Source organism: Chromobacterium piscinae (genome assembly GCF_021129175.1).
GTDB lineage: Bacteria > Pseudomonadota > Gammaproteobacteria > Burkholderiales > Chromobacteriaceae > Chromobacterium > Chromobacterium piscinae.
The window spans coordinates 35018-50824 of the sequence record NZ_JAJOHV010000018.1; the positions used below are offsets into that span (position 1 = coordinate 35018).

Annotated in this window: 15 protein-coding genes and 2 tRNA genes; 13 read left to right on the forward strand and 4 right to left on the reverse strand. The window is 66.0% G+C overall.

Annotation, left to right across the window (positions count from 1 at the left end; genetic code table 11):
• Positions 1-6 precede the first annotated feature (6 nt).
• Positions 7-1650: an acyl-CoA dehydrogenase family protein gene (locus LQR33_RS05405; RefSeq protein ID WP_231467889.1), complete on the forward strand. Its 1644-nt coding sequence runs from the start codon at positions 7-9 to the stop codon at positions 1648-1650.
• A gap of 69 nt (positions 1651-1719) precedes the next feature.
• Here the strand turns inward: LQR33_RS05405 and LQR33_RS05410 are convergent, their stop codons facing one another.
• From LQR33_RS05410 to LQR33_RS05425, 4 genes are all read right to left on the reverse strand, one after another.
• Positions 1720-3408 (reverse strand): sensor domain-containing diguanylate cyclase, encoded by a 1689-nt coding sequence (locus LQR33_RS05410; RefSeq protein WP_221664583.1) that lies wholly within the window; start codon positions 3406-3408, stop codon positions 1720-1722.
• Positions 3409-3539: 131 nt separating this feature from the next.
• Positions 3540-3616, reverse strand: a tRNA-Met gene (locus LQR33_RS05415).
• Between the two features lie 35 nt (positions 3617-3651).
• Positions 3652-3728: transfer RNA gene (locus LQR33_RS05420), tRNA-Met, on the reverse strand.
• 87 nt (positions 3729-3815) lie between these two features.
• A complete protein-coding gene (locus LQR33_RS05425; RefSeq protein WP_231467891.1) occupies positions 3816-4973 on the reverse strand; it encodes a class I SAM-dependent methyltransferase in 1158 nt (385 codons plus the stop codon).
• An 85-nt stretch (positions 4974-5058) separates the two neighbouring features.
• Here LQR33_RS05425 and LQR33_RS05430 point away from each other — a divergent pair, with 85 nt between their 5' ends.
• From LQR33_RS05430 to LQR33_RS05485, 12 genes are all read left to right on the forward strand, one after another.
• On the forward strand, positions 5059-5817 hold the full coding sequence (locus LQR33_RS05430) for a pteridine reductase (RefSeq protein ID WP_046166926.1): 759 nt from the start codon (positions 5059-5061) through the stop codon (positions 5815-5817).
• A gap of 75 nt (positions 5818-5892) precedes the next feature.
• Positions 5893-6858, forward strand: a complete 966-nt coding sequence (ttcA, locus tag LQR33_RS05435; protein ID WP_231467893.1) for a tRNA 2-thiocytidine(32) synthetase TtcA — start codon at positions 5893-5895, stop codon at positions 6856-6858.
• Positions 6848-7648, forward strand: a complete 801-nt coding sequence (locus LQR33_RS05440) for a polyamine aminopropyltransferase (RefSeq protein ID WP_021477413.1) — start codon at positions 6848-6850, stop codon at positions 7646-7648. Before ttcA ends, LQR33_RS05440 begins: the two co-directional genes overlap by 11 nt.
• A gap of 225 nt (positions 7649-7873) precedes the next feature.
• Positions 7874-9178, forward strand: a complete 1305-nt coding sequence (locus LQR33_RS05445) for a nucleotide sugar dehydrogenase (protein ID WP_166440395.1) — start codon at positions 7874-7876, stop codon at positions 9176-9178.
• A gap of 3 nt (positions 9179-9181) precedes the next feature.
• The gene (locus tag LQR33_RS05450) at positions 9182-9766 is read left to right on the forward strand and encodes a YdcF family protein (RefSeq protein ID WP_221664580.1); all 585 of its coding nucleotides are present in this window, start codon (positions 9182-9184) and stop codon (positions 9764-9766) included.
• The gene (locus LQR33_RS05455; RefSeq protein ID WP_046157430.1) at positions 9763-10821 is read left to right on the forward strand and encodes a Gfo/Idh/MocA family protein; all 1059 of its coding nucleotides are present in this window, start codon (positions 9763-9765) and stop codon (positions 10819-10821) included. The genes LQR33_RS05450 and LQR33_RS05455 overlap by 4 nt, the downstream gene beginning before the upstream one ends.
• Before the next feature lie 10 nt (positions 10822-10831).
• Positions 10832-11098, forward strand: a complete 267-nt coding sequence (locus tag LQR33_RS05460) for a hypothetical protein (protein ID WP_046157431.1) — start codon at positions 10832-10834, stop codon at positions 11096-11098.
• On the forward strand, positions 11095-11676 hold the full coding sequence (locus LQR33_RS05465) for an acyltransferase (protein WP_021477408.1): 582 nt from the start codon (positions 11095-11097) through the stop codon (positions 11674-11676). The genes LQR33_RS05460 and LQR33_RS05465 overlap by 4 nt, the downstream gene beginning before the upstream one ends.
• Before the next feature lie 99 nt (positions 11677-11775).
• On the forward strand, positions 11776-12873 hold the full coding sequence (locus LQR33_RS05470) for a DegT/DnrJ/EryC1/StrS family aminotransferase (protein WP_166440322.1): 1098 nt from the start codon (positions 11776-11778) through the stop codon (positions 12871-12873).
• A gap of 4 nt (positions 12874-12877) precedes the next feature.
• Complete coding sequence (locus LQR33_RS05475; RefSeq protein ID WP_166440321.1) at positions 12878-14149, forward strand: lipopolysaccharide biosynthesis protein; 1272 nt, start codon at positions 12878-12880, stop codon at positions 14147-14149.
• Entirely contained in the window at positions 14146-14727 is a 582-nt protein-coding gene (locus LQR33_RS05480; protein ID WP_021477405.1) for an acyltransferase, read from the forward strand. Before LQR33_RS05475 ends, LQR33_RS05480 begins: the two co-directional genes overlap by 4 nt.
• Positions 14720-15802: a glycosyltransferase family 4 protein gene (locus LQR33_RS05485; RefSeq protein WP_231179249.1), complete on the forward strand. Its 1083-nt coding sequence runs from the start codon at positions 14720-14722 to the stop codon at positions 15800-15802. The genes LQR33_RS05480 and LQR33_RS05485 overlap by 8 nt, the downstream gene beginning before the upstream one ends.
• The last annotated feature ends 5 nt before the right edge of the window (positions 15803-15807 follow it).

Genomic DNA, 15807 nt, shown 5'->3' on the forward strand with positions numbered 1-15807 from the left:
GCGCGCATGAATTGGCAGACCCACGAGGTGAGCAATCAGTACGACGAGTTGCAGGATTACAGTCTGTTCGACACCGATGTCGCGCTGAAGGAGGCGCTGCATCGCGCTGGCGCGGATTGGGCGACGCCCTGGCTGGCCGATTACGGCGAGAAGCTGGGGCGCGCGGAAACCTTCGAGCTGGCCGAGCGGGCCAACCGCTGCGCGCCGCAGCTGCAGGCCTTCGACCGCCGCGGCCGGCGCGTCGACCGCGTCGATTTCCACCCGTCCTGGCATGAGCTGCTGGCGCTGTACCGCGCCCAGGGGCTGGTGTCGTTGCCGTTCGACAGCGAACGCCCCGGGCGCTGGACCGCCTTTCTAGCCGGGTTCTACCTGCATGGCCAGGTGGAGGCCGGCACCCTGTGCCCGGCCACCATGACCCAGGCGGCGATTCCGCTGCTGAGGCGGGAGCCGGCGCTGTGGGCGCAGTTGGGCGACAAGCTGCTCAGCCGCGAATACGACGCGCGCGACCTGCCGGCAGAGCGCAAGACATCGGTCTGGCTGGGCATGGGCATGACCGAGAAGCAGGGCGGCTCCGACGTGCGCGCCAACGCCACGGCGGCGACGCCGCTGGGCACCGGCGGGCGCGGCGGCGAGTACGCGCTGCGTGGCCACAAGTGGTTCTATTCCGCGCCGATGAGCGACGCCCACCTAGTGGTGGCGCAGTTGCGCGACGGCGGCCCGTCCTGCTTCTACGTGCCGCGCTGGAGGCCGGACGGCAGCCGCAACGCGGTGGCGATCCAGCGCTTGAAAGACAAGGTGGGCAACCGCAGCAACTCCAGCAGCGAGGTGGAGTTCCAAGACGCCTGGGGCGTGCTGATCGGCGACCCCGGCCGCGGAATTCCCACCATCATCGAGATGGCTGCCTATACCCGGCTCAATTGCGTGATCGGCAGCGCGGCCTTGATCCGCCAGGGCCTGGTCCAGGCCATCGCCTACGCCCGCCGGCGCGTCGCCTTCGGCAAGCGTCTGGCCGAGCAGCCGTTGATGCGCGCGGTGTTGGCTGATCTGGCGCTGGAGAGCGAGGCGGCGCTGCGGCTGGCGGCGCGGCTGGCCGAGGGCTTTGAAAACGACGAGCCGGCCTGGAGGCGCATTGTCGCGCCGGCGGCCAAGTTCTGGGTGTGCAAGCGCGCGGTGGAACTGGCCGGCGAGACCATGGAAGTGTTCGGCGGCAACGGCTATGTCGACGCCGGGCCGATGGCGCGGCTGTTCCGCGAAGCGCCGGTCAATTCGATCTGGGAGGGTTCGGGCAATGTGATGTGCTTGGACGTGATGCGGGCGCTGCAGCGCGAGCCCGAGGCTTGGCAGCGGCTGTTGGACGAGTTGGCCGCCCAGGCGGGCGACGATCGCCGCCTGCGCGCCGCGCTGGCGGATCTGCGGGCGATGGCGGGCTTGTCCGCGCCGGAGCTGGAGGCGCTCGGCCGTCGTTTCGCCCAGCAACTGGCGCTGACCGCCCAGGGCTGCCTGCTGCGGGCATGCGCGCCGGCGGCGGTGGTCGACGGCTTCATCGCCAGCAGGCTGGCGGATGGGCACTGGGGGCGGGTGGCGGGCGCGCTGGACGCGCGGGCGGTGGATGTCGGCTATCTGCTGGAGCGGGCGCTGCCGGGCGGCTGATTGTTCATCCGGGCGCCGAGCTGTGGATAAAATGCGCGGCGCGCCGATTCTGTGGGTAAGTTGGCGGGGTCAGGCGGTTGTCTCGGTTTCCACCCGGTTGCGGCCGCCGGCTTTGGCGCGGTACAGCGCCAAGTCGGCGCGCTTCACCGTCGCCTCAGGTTGCGCGTCCGCGGCGTCAGAGGTGGCCAGGCCTATGCTGATCGTGATCCGGCCGACATCCGGCGCCTGCGATTGCTCGACGGCGGCGCGGATTTTTTCGGCCAACACCGCCGCGCCTGCGGCGTCGGTTTCCGGCAGCAGCAACAGGAATTCCTCGCCGCCGTAGCGCGCGACGAAGTCGGTGGCGCGCGCCGAATTCCGCAGCGTATCGGCGATGTGGCGCAGCACGCGGTCGCCGGCATCGTGGCCGAAGGTGTCGTTGACGCGCTTGAAGTGGTCGACGTCCAGCAGCAACACCGCATATGGCGCGCCGGTGCGCTTGTAGCGCAGGTGCTCTTCCTGCAGCTGCTCGTTGGCGGCCATGCGGTTGTGCAGGTTGGTCAGCGCGTCATGGCGCGCCTGCAGCGCCAGTTCCGCGGCCTTCCGCAGCAGCAGGTGGTTGGACTCGCGCAGCTGTTCGGTGCGGTCGGCCACCATTTGCTCGAGGTTGGCGTTGACGTCGGCCAGCTGTTGTTTGCGGGCCAGCAGCGAGGAGGTCATGTTGCGCATGGCTTCCGACAGCTGGCGCAGCTCCTGTGTGCCGCCGCGTATGGCCCAGTCGGCGTCCTCTTCGCCGCCGCCGACGCGCTGCGCGGTGCCGGCCAGTTGTTCCAGCGGGCGACTGAACGAGGTGGCCAGCCGATAGACCGCGGCCATCAGCAGCGCGCTGGCAGCCAGACCCAGCAGCATCAAGGCGCCGCGCAGGCGGTTCAGCGCCGCCAGCGCCTGTTGCTTGGGCTGGCGGACGATCACGCGCCAACCCAGCCCGGCCTCCTGCACCCGGGATTCGCTGTACAGGTAGTCGCCGCCTCCGGGCCAGGGGCCGAGGCGGAAGGTCTGCGCAGCTGGCATCGGCGCCGGCGCCTGCATTTTTCCCACCGCCTCGAACGGCGACAGCAAGTTGCCTTGACGGTCGACGATGAAGGTTTCCAGGCCGGATTTGGGCGGCAGCCGCTCGCGTATGATGTCTTCGACCCAATCCCATAGCGCGTGGGTGGCCAGCACGCCGCGCAGCTTGCCGGATGGGTCGTAAACCGGGGAGGCGAAATCGACGAAGCGCAGCGGCTCGCCCTGGGCGGAGGAGGCTGGCAGCAGCTTGGCCAGCAGCACGGCCTGGTGGATGTCGCCGACGAAGGGCGCGTGCAGGCCGTGGATGAACCAGGGGCGTTTGGCGGCGCTCTGGCCGACCAGCATGCCGCCGGCGGCGGAAACGATCTTGCCTTGCGTGTCGGCGATGCCGATCCAGGCGTAGTACTTGTAGGCCTGCTTGGTGCGCTCCAGGCTCTGGCGCAGCTCGTCGCCGTCCAGCGGCGCCCGGATGTAGGTGGGGGTCTGCGCCAGCAGCAGCACTTCGCGGTGGCGTTCCCGCAGATTGGCTTCGATGGCTTTGGCGATGCTGCCGGCCAGGCTGCTCATCGCTTCTCCCTGGTCGAGCATGATGCGGTCGGACAACACCTGGTCGAGGCAGACGGCGGCCAGCAGCGCCGAGGCGAGAAACAGCCCGCCGAACAAGGCGGCCAGCCGTAGCCGGAAGCTGTCGAGGAGGGCGCGGCGAATCATGAATGGCCTTGGCGAATGAAGCGATGCTTGATTATAGCGCCGGGCCGAATGGTTGATATGCGCTCGCGGAAGACGGATTCAGGGAGGGCGGGAAGCAAAAAAGGCCAGCTTGCGCTGGCCTTTTTTGTATTTGGTGGCGAATCAGGGACTCGAACCCCGGACCTGCGGATTATGATTCCGTCGCTCTAACCGACTGAGCTAATTCGCCAAGAGAAACCGCTTTCGCGTGTTCTCGTCAAACTGTGGTGGCGAATCAGGGACTCGAACCCCGGACCTGCGGATTATGATTCCGTCGCTCTAACCGACTGAGCTAATTCGCCACATTTCGATGCTGTCGCACCGAGACGCGAACTATACGCAGCGCCCAGGGAGCTGTCAAGCGGCTTTTGCGGGATTGTGGCGGCGGCTCACAGCGTATAGCAGCGGTCGCCGCGGGCGAAGCCCAGCCAGTCTATGGAAACGCCTTTGCCGAAGCCCATCGCCTTGAAGGTTTCGCCCATTTCCTGCGGCGACAGCAAGCGCTGCGCCGCCTTGGCCACCGGCAGATAGCTTTTGACGTCGTTGGCGTCCAGCGACTGCAGCCGGTCCACCAGGCCGCAGTTGACCAGAAACTGCGCCTGGCTGGTATAGCCTATCAGGTCGAGGCCGGCATCGATGCCGCTTTGGGCGACGGCGCTGAAGTCGACGTGGCAAGTCAGGTCCATCAGGCCGGGCAGGTAGAACGGGTCCTGCACCGTGTGGTGTCGGTAGTGGCCCAGCAGCGTGCCCATGCTGCGCTCCGGGTGGTAGTACTCGGACGCGGCGTGGCCGTAGTCGATCATCAGAATGGCGCCGCGGGTCAGGGCGCCGGCCACGGTGGCGATGAAGCCGCGGTTGGCCAGGCTGATCTCGGTCTCGTAGCGCGGAATGTCCGGCACCAGCTGCGCGGCGAGCTCCGCCAGCCGGGCGTTGGCGAAATCGCGGTCTTCATAGGCGAGGGCGCCGTCGCGGATGGTGACGCCGCGCTGGCGAAGCTGGCGGTTTTCGTCGCGGAACACCATCTCGCAGGGCATCGCGTCCAGCAATTCATTGCCGATGACGATGCCGTCTATCGAGTCCGGCAGCCGATCGGCCCATTCGACGCGGCCGGCCAGGTGCGGCAGCGCGGCGCGGATGTTGTCGCGCTGGCGTTCCACCAGGTCCGGCGACAGGTCCAGGATCACGTATTTTTGCGGCAAGCAGCCCAGCGTCTCCAGTTCGGCCAGCAGGTCTATCGCCAGCTTGCCGGTGCCGGCGCCGAATTCGTAGATGGCGCCGGCCGTCTGCGGCAGCAACTCGGCCAGCTGGCGGGCCAGCGACTGGCCGAACAGCGGCGTCAGCTCCGGCGCGGTGATGAAATCGCCGCTCTCGCCCAGCTTGCTGCTGCCGGCCGCGTAATAGCCCATGCCGGTCGCGTACAACGCCAATTCCATATAATGCGAAAAGGGTATCCAGCCGCCGGCGTCGGCGACGGCCTGGCTGATGCGGCCGCACAGGGCCTGGCTGGTGGCCAGCGCTTCTGGACTGGCGGCGGGTAAGGTGGTCATGGCTGTCGTCCTGCTACAATGTGACGCGATTGTGGTGCAAAGCGCAGCGCCCGTGAAGGGGCGAGGAATTCGATTCGAGGAAGCAATGCTAACAGAGCGACAACAAGATGAGCGCGTGGTTCTGATCACCGGCGCCGCGCGCCGGGTGGGGGCGGGCATCGCCCGGCTGCTGCACGCGCGCGGGCTGAGGCTGGTGTTGCACTACCGCGGTTCGCGCGCCGACGCCGAGGCGCTGGCGGCGGAATTGAACGCGATTCGGCCGGACAGCGCCAAGCTGGCCCAGGCCGATCTGCTGGACGCGGCGGCGCTGCCGGAGCTGGCGGCGCGGGCGGTGGCGGCGTTCGGCCGGCTGGACGGCCTGGTCAACAACGCGTCCAGTTTCTTCCCGACCGAAGTGGGCCGGATCGACGAAGCCGCCTGGCACGATCTGATGGGCAGCAATCTTAAAGCGCCGCTGTTCCTCAGCCAGGCGCTAGCGCCGGAGCTGACGCGGCGAGGCGGCGCGATTGTCGGCATCGCCGACATCCACGTGGACCGGCCGATGGCGCGCCATGTGGTGTACAACCTGGCCAAGGCCGGCCACGCCCAGCTGATCCGCAGCCTGGCGATCGAGCTGGCGCCGGCGGTGCGCGTCAACGGCGTGGCGCCGGGCGTCAATCTATGGCCGGAGAGCGAGGCTTCGTTCGACGCGGCGGGGCGCGAAGCGATCGAGGCGAGCATACCGCTGCGGCGCACCGGCGTGCCGGAAGACATCGCCCGGGCCGTGGCTTTTTTGCTGCTGGACGCGACTTACGTCACCGGCCAGATCCTGGCGGTGGATGGCGGCCGCGGCATCGTGTTGTGACGGTTTTCCGCCGCCATGGATTTTGGCGGCGGGAAACGGTAAAATCGCCTGTTTTTCAATTTCTTAGCCGTACCCATGTCCGAACTGAACGCCGCGCTCGACGACAAGGCCAAGAAGGCCGCGTTTGAAGGCAACAAACTGGCCAAGCGCCTGCGCCACCACGTTGGTGACGCCATCAATGATTTCAACATGATCGAAGAAGGCGACCGCGTGATGGTCTGCCTGTCGGGCGGCAAGGACAGCTATACCTTGCTGGACATCCTGCTGGGCCTGCAGAAGTCCGCGCCGATCAACTTCTCCATCGTCGCGGTCAATCTGGACCAGAAGCAGCCGGGCTTCCCCGAGCACGTTCTGCCGGAGTATCTCAAGTCCATCGGCGTCGAGTACCGCATCGTCGAGGAAGACACCTACTCCATCGTCAAGCGGCTGGTGCCGGAAGGCAAGACCACCTGCAGCCTGTGCTCGCGGCTGCGCCGCGGCATCCTGTACCGCGTGGCCGACGAATTGGGCGCCACCAAGATCGCGCTGGGCCACCACCGCGACGACATCCTGCACACGCTGTTCCTGAATATGTTCTACGGCGGCAAGATGAAGGCGATGCCGCCCAAGCTGGTGTCCGACGACGGCCGCCACATGGTGATCCGCCCGCTGGCCTATTGCCGCGAGAAGGACATCATCCGCTACGCTGATCTGAAAGAATTTCCGATCATTCCGTGCAATCTGTGCGGCTCGCAGCCCAATCTGCAGCGCCAGGTGGTCAAGGAAATGGTCAATGACTGGGACAAGCGTTTCCCCGGCCGCGTCGAGAGCATGTTCCGCGCGCTGCAGAACGTGGTTCCGTCGCATCTGGCTGATCCGAAGCTGTTCGACTTTGTCGGTTTGCAGACCGGCGACGCGCCGTTCGCCGACGGCGACACCGCCTTCGACAAGGAGGAATTCCGCGATCCGGCGCCGGACGCGGACGATGTGGAGGACGCGCCGAAAAAACGCACCATCAGCATCCTGGATTCGCGCGGCAAGGAGAGCGGCTGTGGCGCGTAGGGCGCTGCATCCGTTCCGCCGCCGCGTGCGGCCGGCGGTGGAGGCGATGCCGGAGGTGGAAATCTCGGAAGAGGGCAACATCCGCTCGCTGCACCTGGGCTCGGAAACGATACAGAGCTCGATGGACCTCGACGATCCGCCGGACCTGGTGCTGTCCTACAGCCGCGCGATGATGGGCTTTCTGCTGTGGAACGACGATCCCAAGCACATCCTGCAGATCGGCCTGGGCGGCGGTTCCTTCGCCCGCTTCATCGACGAATACCTGCCTGACGCGGTCAGCGTGGCGGTGGACATCAATCCGCAGGTGATCGCGGTGGCGCGCGCCTTTTTCCAGTTGCCGGAGGAGGGCGATTTCTTCGAGATCGTCGAAGCCGACGGCGCCGACTACGTGAAGATCTTCCGCGGCTCCACCGACGCCATCCTGGTGGACGGCTTCGACGGCCTGCAGATCGTCGACGCGCTGACGACGGAAGACTTCTTCGAGGACTGCAAGCGCGCGCTGAGCCCCAAGGGCGTGTTCGTCACCAACTGGTGGAGCGGCGACAAGCGCTACCAGGCTTTCATCGAACGGCTGTTGAACGTTTTCGAGGGCCGTGTGATCGAACTGCCTGCCGCCACCCATGGCAACGTCGCGGTGATCGCTTTCCGCCAGAGCCCGACGCTGACGCAGTGGGAGGCGCTGAAAAAGCGCGCCGATGAGCTGGAAGGGCGCTTCGGGCTGGAGTTCGGCGAGTTCGTCAACCGGCTGAAGCAGACCAACCAGCAGACCGCCGGGCACCTGTTGATCTGAGCCAGGACAAATCCGCCGCGAAAAGCGCGCGGCGGTTACGTTTGCTTACCCAAAAGCCGGAGCAACGCGGCGTATAATGCCACGTTGCGCGCGCATCGAGCGCCGGTTTCGGGCCCGAGGCCCGGGTCAGACGTGGCAGTACCTTATACCTGAGTACCGAATGACCGGGCGGCAGACGGGCGTCTGCCGCTCAAGCTTTTACATCCTGTTGGGACTTTCATCGTGATCAAGCAGCAACTGCTCAATCGTATCGCGGACAAATCCGCTGTGATCGGCATCGTGGGTCTGGGCTATGTCGGCCTGCCGCTGATGCTGCGTTTCGCCGAGGTCGGCTACAAGGTTTTGGGCTTCGACATCGACAAGAGCAAGGTCGATGCCCTGATGGCCGGCAACAGCTATATCGAGCACATTTCCGCCGACAGCATCGCCACCGCCCTGACCCGCGGCTTCGAAGCCACCACCGACTTCTCCCGCGCCGGCGAGGCCGACACGCTGATCCTGTGCGTGCCGACGCCGCTGAACAAGTACCGCGAGCCGGACCTGTCCTTCGTGCTGAACACCATCGACAGCCTGGTGCCTTACCTGCGCGCAGGCCATCTGGTGTCGCTGGAGTCCACCACCTATCCGGGCACCACCGACGAAGAACTGCTGCCGCGCATGGAATCGCGCGGCCTGAAGGTGGGCGACGACGCCTTCCTGGTGTTCTCGCCGGAGCGCGAAGATCCGGGCAACCCCGACTTCACCACCCGCACCATCCCCAAAGTGTGCGGCGGCGTCACCGAAGCCTGCCAGGAAATCGGCGTCGCGCTGTACAGCGCGGTGATCGACAAGGTGGTGCCGGTGTCGTCCACCCGCGCCGCGGAAATGACCAAGCTGCTGGAGAACATCCATCGCGCGGTCAACATCGGCCTGGTCAACGAGATGAAGATCGTCGCCGACCGGATGGGCATCGACATCCACGAAGTGATCCGCGCCGCGGCCACCAAGCCCTTCGGCTTCGTGCCCTACTACCCGGGCCCGGGCCTGGGCGGCCACTGCATCCCGATCGACCCGTTCTATCTGACCTGGAAAGCGCGCGAGTACGGCGTCAACACCCGTTTCATCGAGCTGGCGGGCGAAGTGAACAGCAATATGCCGGACTACGTGGTGTCCAAGGTGGCTTCCGCGCTGAACCTGCGCAAGAAGGCCATCAACGGCAGCCGCGTGCTGGTGCTGGGCATCGCCTATAAGAAGAACGTCGACGACATGCGCGAAAGCCCGTCGGTGTTCCTGATGGAAAAACTGCGCGACCTGGGCGCCGAAGTGGCGTACAGCGATCCGCACGTGCCGGTGTTCCCGAAGATGCGCGAACACGCGTTCGATCTGAAGAGCGTGCCGCTGAGCGCCGAGTCCATCGCCGGCTACGACTGCGTGCTGCTGGCCACCGACCACGACAAGTTCGACTACGAGCTGATCAAGGCCAAGGCCCAACTGGTGGTCGACAGCCGCGGCAAGTACCTGGAGCCGGCCGAGCACATCGTCAAGGCTTAAGGCGTGCAAGGGCGCTTTTCCCGGGCGGGAGCGTGGCTGGCGGCGCTGGGCGCGCTCTCGCTGTTGGCCGTGCTGGCGATGACGCCGCTGATCCGCTATTCCAAGAGCTGGCTGGTGGCTGAGGCGCCCCAGCCGCGCGCGGACTGGATCGTGGTGCTGGGCGGGGAGAGCGGCGAGCGGGTGATAGGCGCGGCGGAACTGTACCATCAGGGCCGCGCGCCTTTCGTCTTCGTCAGCGGCGAGGGCGATTGCCTGTTGATTGTCAAGCGGCTGCAGATGGCCGGCGTGCCGCGCGGGAAGATAGGCTATGAGTGCCAGTCCAGAAACACGCGGCAGAACGCCGAGTTCACCCGGCTGGCGCTGGCCTCGCATCAGCCGCGGCGCGTGACGCTGGTGACCTCGTGGTTCCACTCGCGGCGGGCGCTGGAGACTTTCCGCCAGGCCTGGCCGGAAGTGGACTGGGGCATGCACATCGTGTACCCGGGCAACGACCTGTACCACAGCCTGGCCTGGTATGAGGCCGGCGCGGTGCTGACCGAATATTTGAAGATACTGGTGTATTCAGTACGTTACTGGACGTTCAAATGATAGTGATTCCTCCGATTGCCGATCGCAAGATCCGCTTCGCCCTGGTCGGCTGCGGCCGCATCGCCAACAACCACTTCGGCGCGCTGGAGAAACACGCCGACCGCGCCGAGCTGGTCGACGTCTGCGACATCGATCCGGCCGCGCTGAAGGCCGCCGTCGAGCGCACCGGCGCCCGCGGCCACGCCAGCCTGACCGACATGCTGGCGCAAACCAACGCCGACATCGTCATCCTGACCACGCCGTCCGGCCTGCATCCGAGCCAGAGCATTCAGTGCTCCGAAGCAGGCTTCCACGTGATGACCGAGAAGCCGATGGCCACCCGCTGGGAAGACGGCCTGGAGATGGTCAAGGCCGCCGACAAGGCGAACCGGCACCTGTTCGTGGTCAAGCAGAACCGCCGCAACGACACGCTGCAGCTGTTGAAGCGCGCGATGACTGAAAAGCGCTTCGGCCGCATCTACATGGTCAACGTCAATGTGTTCTGGACCCGTCCGCAGGAGTACTACGACGCGGCCGGCTGGCGCGGCACTTGGGAATTCGACGGCGGCGCCTTCATGAATCAGGCCAGCCACTACGTCGATCTGCTGGACTGGCTGATCGGCCCGGTGGAAAGCGTGCAGGCCTACACCGCCACGCTGGCGCGCAATATCGAGGTGGAAGACACCGGCACCGTCAGCGTCAAATGGCGCTCCGGCGCGCTGGGCAGCATGAACGTCACCATGCTGACCTATCCGAAGAATCTGGAAGGCAGCATCACCATCCTGGGCGAGAAGGGCTCGGTGCGCGTGGGCGGCGTGGCCGTCAACGAGATCCAGCACTGGGAGTTCGCCGAGCCGCACGCGATGGATGAAGACATCAAGAAAGCCAGCTACGCGACCACCAGCGTGTACGGTTTCGGCCACCCGCTGTACTACGACAACGTGATCAAGACCATGCGCGGCGAAGCCACGCCGGAAACCGACGGCCGCGAGGGCCTGAAGTCGCTGGAATTGCTGATCGCGATGTATCTGTCGGCCCGCGACGGCCGCCGCGTCAGCCTGCCGCTGGATTATTAAGGCGGACAGCATGTTCAGAAAAATAGTGGACGGCGCATTGTGGGGCCTGGGGTTCTGGCTGGTCGGTGGCGTTTTGATGTTGATATTTTCTTCTTTCGGGAACCACGTTGAAGCCCAGAAGCAAGTTTCAGCGGCATCGGCGCAGCAGCGGGAGGCCGAGCGCCAACATGCCCGCTATGAGGACTTGATGAGCCGTCAGGAAAAAGCGATGGCTCGCTCCGAGCAGCAATTGACTCGCTTGGACAAGCTTTTGGAAAAATGGGAGCGGCAGAAATGAGCCAGGTTCACATCCACCCCAGCGCCATCGTCGACGAAGGCGCCTCCCTGGGCGAAGGCACCCGCGTCTGGCACTGGGTGCACATCTGCGGCGGCGCGAAGATCGGCAAGGGCTGCTCCTTCGGCCAGAACGTGTTCGTCGGCAATGACGTGCTGATCGGCGACAACGTCAAGGTGCAGAACAACGTGTCGATCTACGACGCGGTGACGCTGGAGGATGACGTGTTCTGCGGCCCGTCCATGGTGTTCACCAACGTCAACAATCCGCGCAGCCACGTCAACCGCAAGAACGAATACCGCCGCACGGTGGTGAAGAAGGGCGCGTCGATCGGCGCCAACGCCACCATCGTCTGCGGCCACACGGTGGGCGAGTACGCCTTCATCGGCGCCGGCGCGGTGGTGACGCGCGACGTGCCGGCCTACGCGCTGATGGTGGGCACGCCGGCCAAGCGCATCGGCTGGATGTGCTCGTGCGGCGAGCGCCTGTCCAATGACATCGGTACCCATTCCTGCCCGGTGTGCGGCATTCATTACGAGGTCGGCGGCAACCACTGCACGCCGATCAAGAGCGGCGAGTAAGCGCCGCCCGCGCGGCTTGTCTAGGGGCGGCTCCTCATTGTTTGGGATGGGCCGCCGCCGCGCGATTTTCCAAAATATTGATTTGGGGTTGATCCTCTTATGTCCATCCAGTTCATCGATCTGAAAGCGCAATACCAGCATCTGAAAGCCGACATCGACGCCCGCATCCACGCGGTGCTGGACCACGGCCAGTACATCATGGGGCCGGAGGTGAAGGAGGTGGAGGAGCAGCTGGCGGCCTATACCGGCGCCAAGCACGCCATCGGCGTCTGCGACGGCACCAAGGCGCTGCTGATCGCGATGATGGCCTTGGGCATCAGTCCCGGCGACGAGGTGATCACCACCCCGTTCACCTTCATCGCCACCGGCGAGATGATCGCGCTGTTGGGCGCCAAGCCGGTGTTCGTCGACATCGACCCCGTCAGCTACAACCTGGACCCGAACCTGCTGGAAGCGGCGATCACGCCGCGCACCCGCGCGATCATGCCGGTCAGCCTGTACGGCCAGGCGGCCGATTTCGCCGCCATCAACGCCATCGCCGACAAGCACGGCATTCCGGTGATCGAGGACGGCGCGCAAAGCTTCGGCGCCAGCCAGCACGGCAACAAGTCCGGCAACCTGTCCACCATCGGCTGCACCAGCTTCTTCCCCAGCAAGCCCTTGGGCTGCTACGGCGACGGCGGCGCGGTGTTCACCAGCGACGACGCGCTGGCCAAGAAGATCCGCGAGATCCGCGTGCACGGCCAGGACCGCCGCTACCACCATCCGGTCATCGGCCTGAACGGCCGGCTGGACACCATCCAGGCTGCGGTGCTGCTGGCCAAGCTGCCCAGCTTCGCCGACGAGGTGGCCGCCCGCGAGCGCATCGGCGCCCGCTACAGCGACTTGCTGAAGGACGTGGCGCGCGTGCCGGTGATCGGCGCGGGCAACACCCACGTCTACGCGCAATACACCATCGAGGTCGACGAGCGCGAGGCGGTGCAGGCCAAGCTGAAAGAGCTGGGCGTGCCCACCGCCGTCCATTACCCGATCCCGCTGCACCTGCAGCCGGCCTTTGCCCACCTGGGCCAGGGCGAGGGCAGCTTCCCGCTGTCCGAGGCCGCCGGCCGCCGCGTGATGAGCTTGCCGATGCATCCCTTCCTGACGGAAGAGGCGCAGGACGCCATCGTCGCCGCGGTGAAGAAGGCGCTGGGCTGAGCGGATGGTGTCATTGTCGTCGCTGCGCGTGCCTAAAAGCGGTTTCATCCGCCACATCATCACCCTGGTCACCGGGGCGGCGGTGGCCCAGGTGGTGCCGCTCTTGGCCTCGCCGCTGATCACCCGCCTGTACGACCCGCACGAGGTGGGCATCCAGGCGGTGTACGTGTCGTGGATGTCGACGCTGGCGGTGCTGGCCACTGCCCGCTACGAGATGGCCATCGTGCTGCCGGCCGAGGAAAGCCGTGCGGACAACCTGATGGGCCTGTCTCTGCTGTGCGCCAGCGCGCTGGCCTTGTTGATCGGCCTGGTGGTGTTGATGGGCGGCCATTCGCACATCGCCGCCCGTCTGGGCGCGCCAGAGCTGGAGTCCTGGCTGGTGCTGCTGCCGCTGTCGGTGTGGCTGGCGGGCCTGATGCAGGCCTGGACCAACTGGAACAACCGCCATCGCCGCTACCAGGCCAACGCCAACGGCCGCATGACCCAGTCTTTCGGCATGGCCGGCACCCAGGTGCTGGCCGGCTGGCTGGGCGCCGGCGCCGGCGGCCTGATCCTGGGCCAGTTGGCTGGCCAGATCGGCTCGCTGCTGGCGCAAAGCTGGCAGGACCTGAAGGCCCGCTTCGGCTGGCGGCGCGGCGTCAGCCGCCAGGGCATGCGCGAGGCGGCGATCGCCTATATCGAATTTCCCAAGATCAACGCGCCGCACGCCTTGAGCACGGCGCTGCTGGACTCCGCCACGCTGGCGGTGTTGGCCGTGCTGGCCAGCACCTCGGCGGTCGGTTTCTACGGCTTGATGATGCGGGTGTTGAAACTGCCGGCGGCCTTGATCGGCCAGGCGGTGGCCCAGGTGGCCTACCGCGAGCTGGCCGAGGCGCGCAATCTGGGCAAGCCGCTGCGCCCCATCCTGCGCAAGATGATGCTGACGCTGTTCGGCATGTCGCTGTTTCCCTTCCTGGTGATCCAGATTTTCGGCGAGCCGCTGTTCACGCTGGTGTTCGGCCGCAACTGGGCCGAGGCAGGCCGCTACGCCGAGGCGATGTCGCTGTACATCCTGTTCCATTTCGTCGCCTCGCCGCTGGGCATGGTGCCGCCGGTGATCAATCGCCAGCGCTTCGCGTTTTTCCTGTCCCTGGTGCAGGCCGTGCTGTTCCTGGGCTCGTTGTGGCTGGGCTTCCATCTCTGGCAGGATGCGGTAGCCACGTTCCAACTGGTGTCGGTCGTGATGGCCGGCTATTTCCTTGCTTACTTCACCTGGCTTTATAAGGCGGCACGATGAACTGGAATGGACTCTTCAGCCGCATCCGCTTTCGGCTGTCGGCATGGGTGCGGCCGCGCATGGTATACGGCTTCCAGCGCGGCGACGGCGTGTTCCTGAAGCGCACCCGCGTCTCCAATATGACGCGCATCGAACACATCGACAAACTGATGGTCGAGGACAATGTCTACATCGGCCATTTCAATCTGATCGACGCTTCCGGCGGCCTGTACATCGGCGAGGGCTGCCAGGTCACCAACTACGTGTCTGTATTGACCCACTCCAGCCATGTGGCGATTCGTTTGTATGGCCGCGAGTACCTGACGCGCGACAACCATGTCGGCTATCTGAAGAAATCCACCCGGCTGGGGGCGTACAGCTTCATCGGCCCGCACTCGGTGCTGATGCCGGGCGTGGAGCTGGGCAAGGGCAGCATCGTGTCGGCCTACAGCTTCGTGCCGGCCGGCGAGTATCCGGATTTCGCCATCCTGGCCGGCAATCCGGCGCGGGTGGTCGGCGATACCCGCGACGGCGATGCCGAGTGGCTGGCGCAGAGTCCGGAGCTGCACCGTCTGTACGAGGCCTGGGCCAATGACTGACAAGATCGCCCGCCTGCTGGTGGCGGGCTCGGCCTCCATCCATACCTGGCGCTTTCTGGCCGGCATCGCGCCGCATGTCGACGAACTGTACCTGGCCTGCAACGGCGACGTGCCGGCGGACCGCCGTCCGGCCAATCTGAAAGGCGAGTTGCGGGTCGACTTCAGTCTGAAGGCGTTGTCCACCGCCGCGCGGCTCAAGAACTGGATCGCCGAAGTGAAGCCCGACGTGGTCCACGTCCACCAGGCCAATAGCGTGGCCTGGCACGCCCGCCGCGCGCTGGCCGGTTCAGGCATTCCGATGCTGCTGACCGCCTGGGGCTCCGACGTGCTGCTGCTGCCCGACCAGAACCCGCTGCTGCGGGCGATGGTGCGCGGCAACCTCAAAGCCGCCGCCGCGATCACGTCCGACTCGCTGTACATGGCGGCGAAGATCCGCGAGCTGGCCGGCGATTGCCGCATCAGCCTGCTGAGCTACGGCATCGACGCGCTGCCGCCGGAGCCTGTTGTTCCGGCCAAGAAGAAGCAGGTGCTGTCCTGCCGACTGCATAAGCCGCTGTACCGCATCGACGCCATCCTCAAGGGCTGGGCCGGGGTGGAGAACAGCGGCTGCTGCGCCGACTGGAACCTGGTCGTCGCCGCCAGCGGCGGCGAGACCGAGAATCTGAAACGGCTGGCGGCGTCGCTGGGCCTTCAGCGCGTCGAGTTCGCCGGCTTCGTCGACAGCGCCGCGCTGGGCAAGCTGTACGCCGAGTCGCGCGTCTTCGTCAGCGTGCCGCGCTCGGACGCCACCAGCGTCAGCCTGATGGAGGCGATGGGCCATGGCTGCCTGCCGCTGCTGTCCAATCTGCCGGCCAACGGCGAATGGGTGATCGACGGCCTCAACGGCATGATCGCCGAGGATGCCGGCCGGCTGGGCCCGGAGCTGTGCCGCGCGATGATCAAGGCCGCCGACGACGACGCGCTGCGCGGCATGGCCGAGACCAACCGCGGCCTGGTGGCGGCCAAGGCGCTGCACCAGGCCAATATGGCCGGCTTCGCCGATCTGATCCGCGAACTGGCCGCCAACAAGGTTTGAACCTG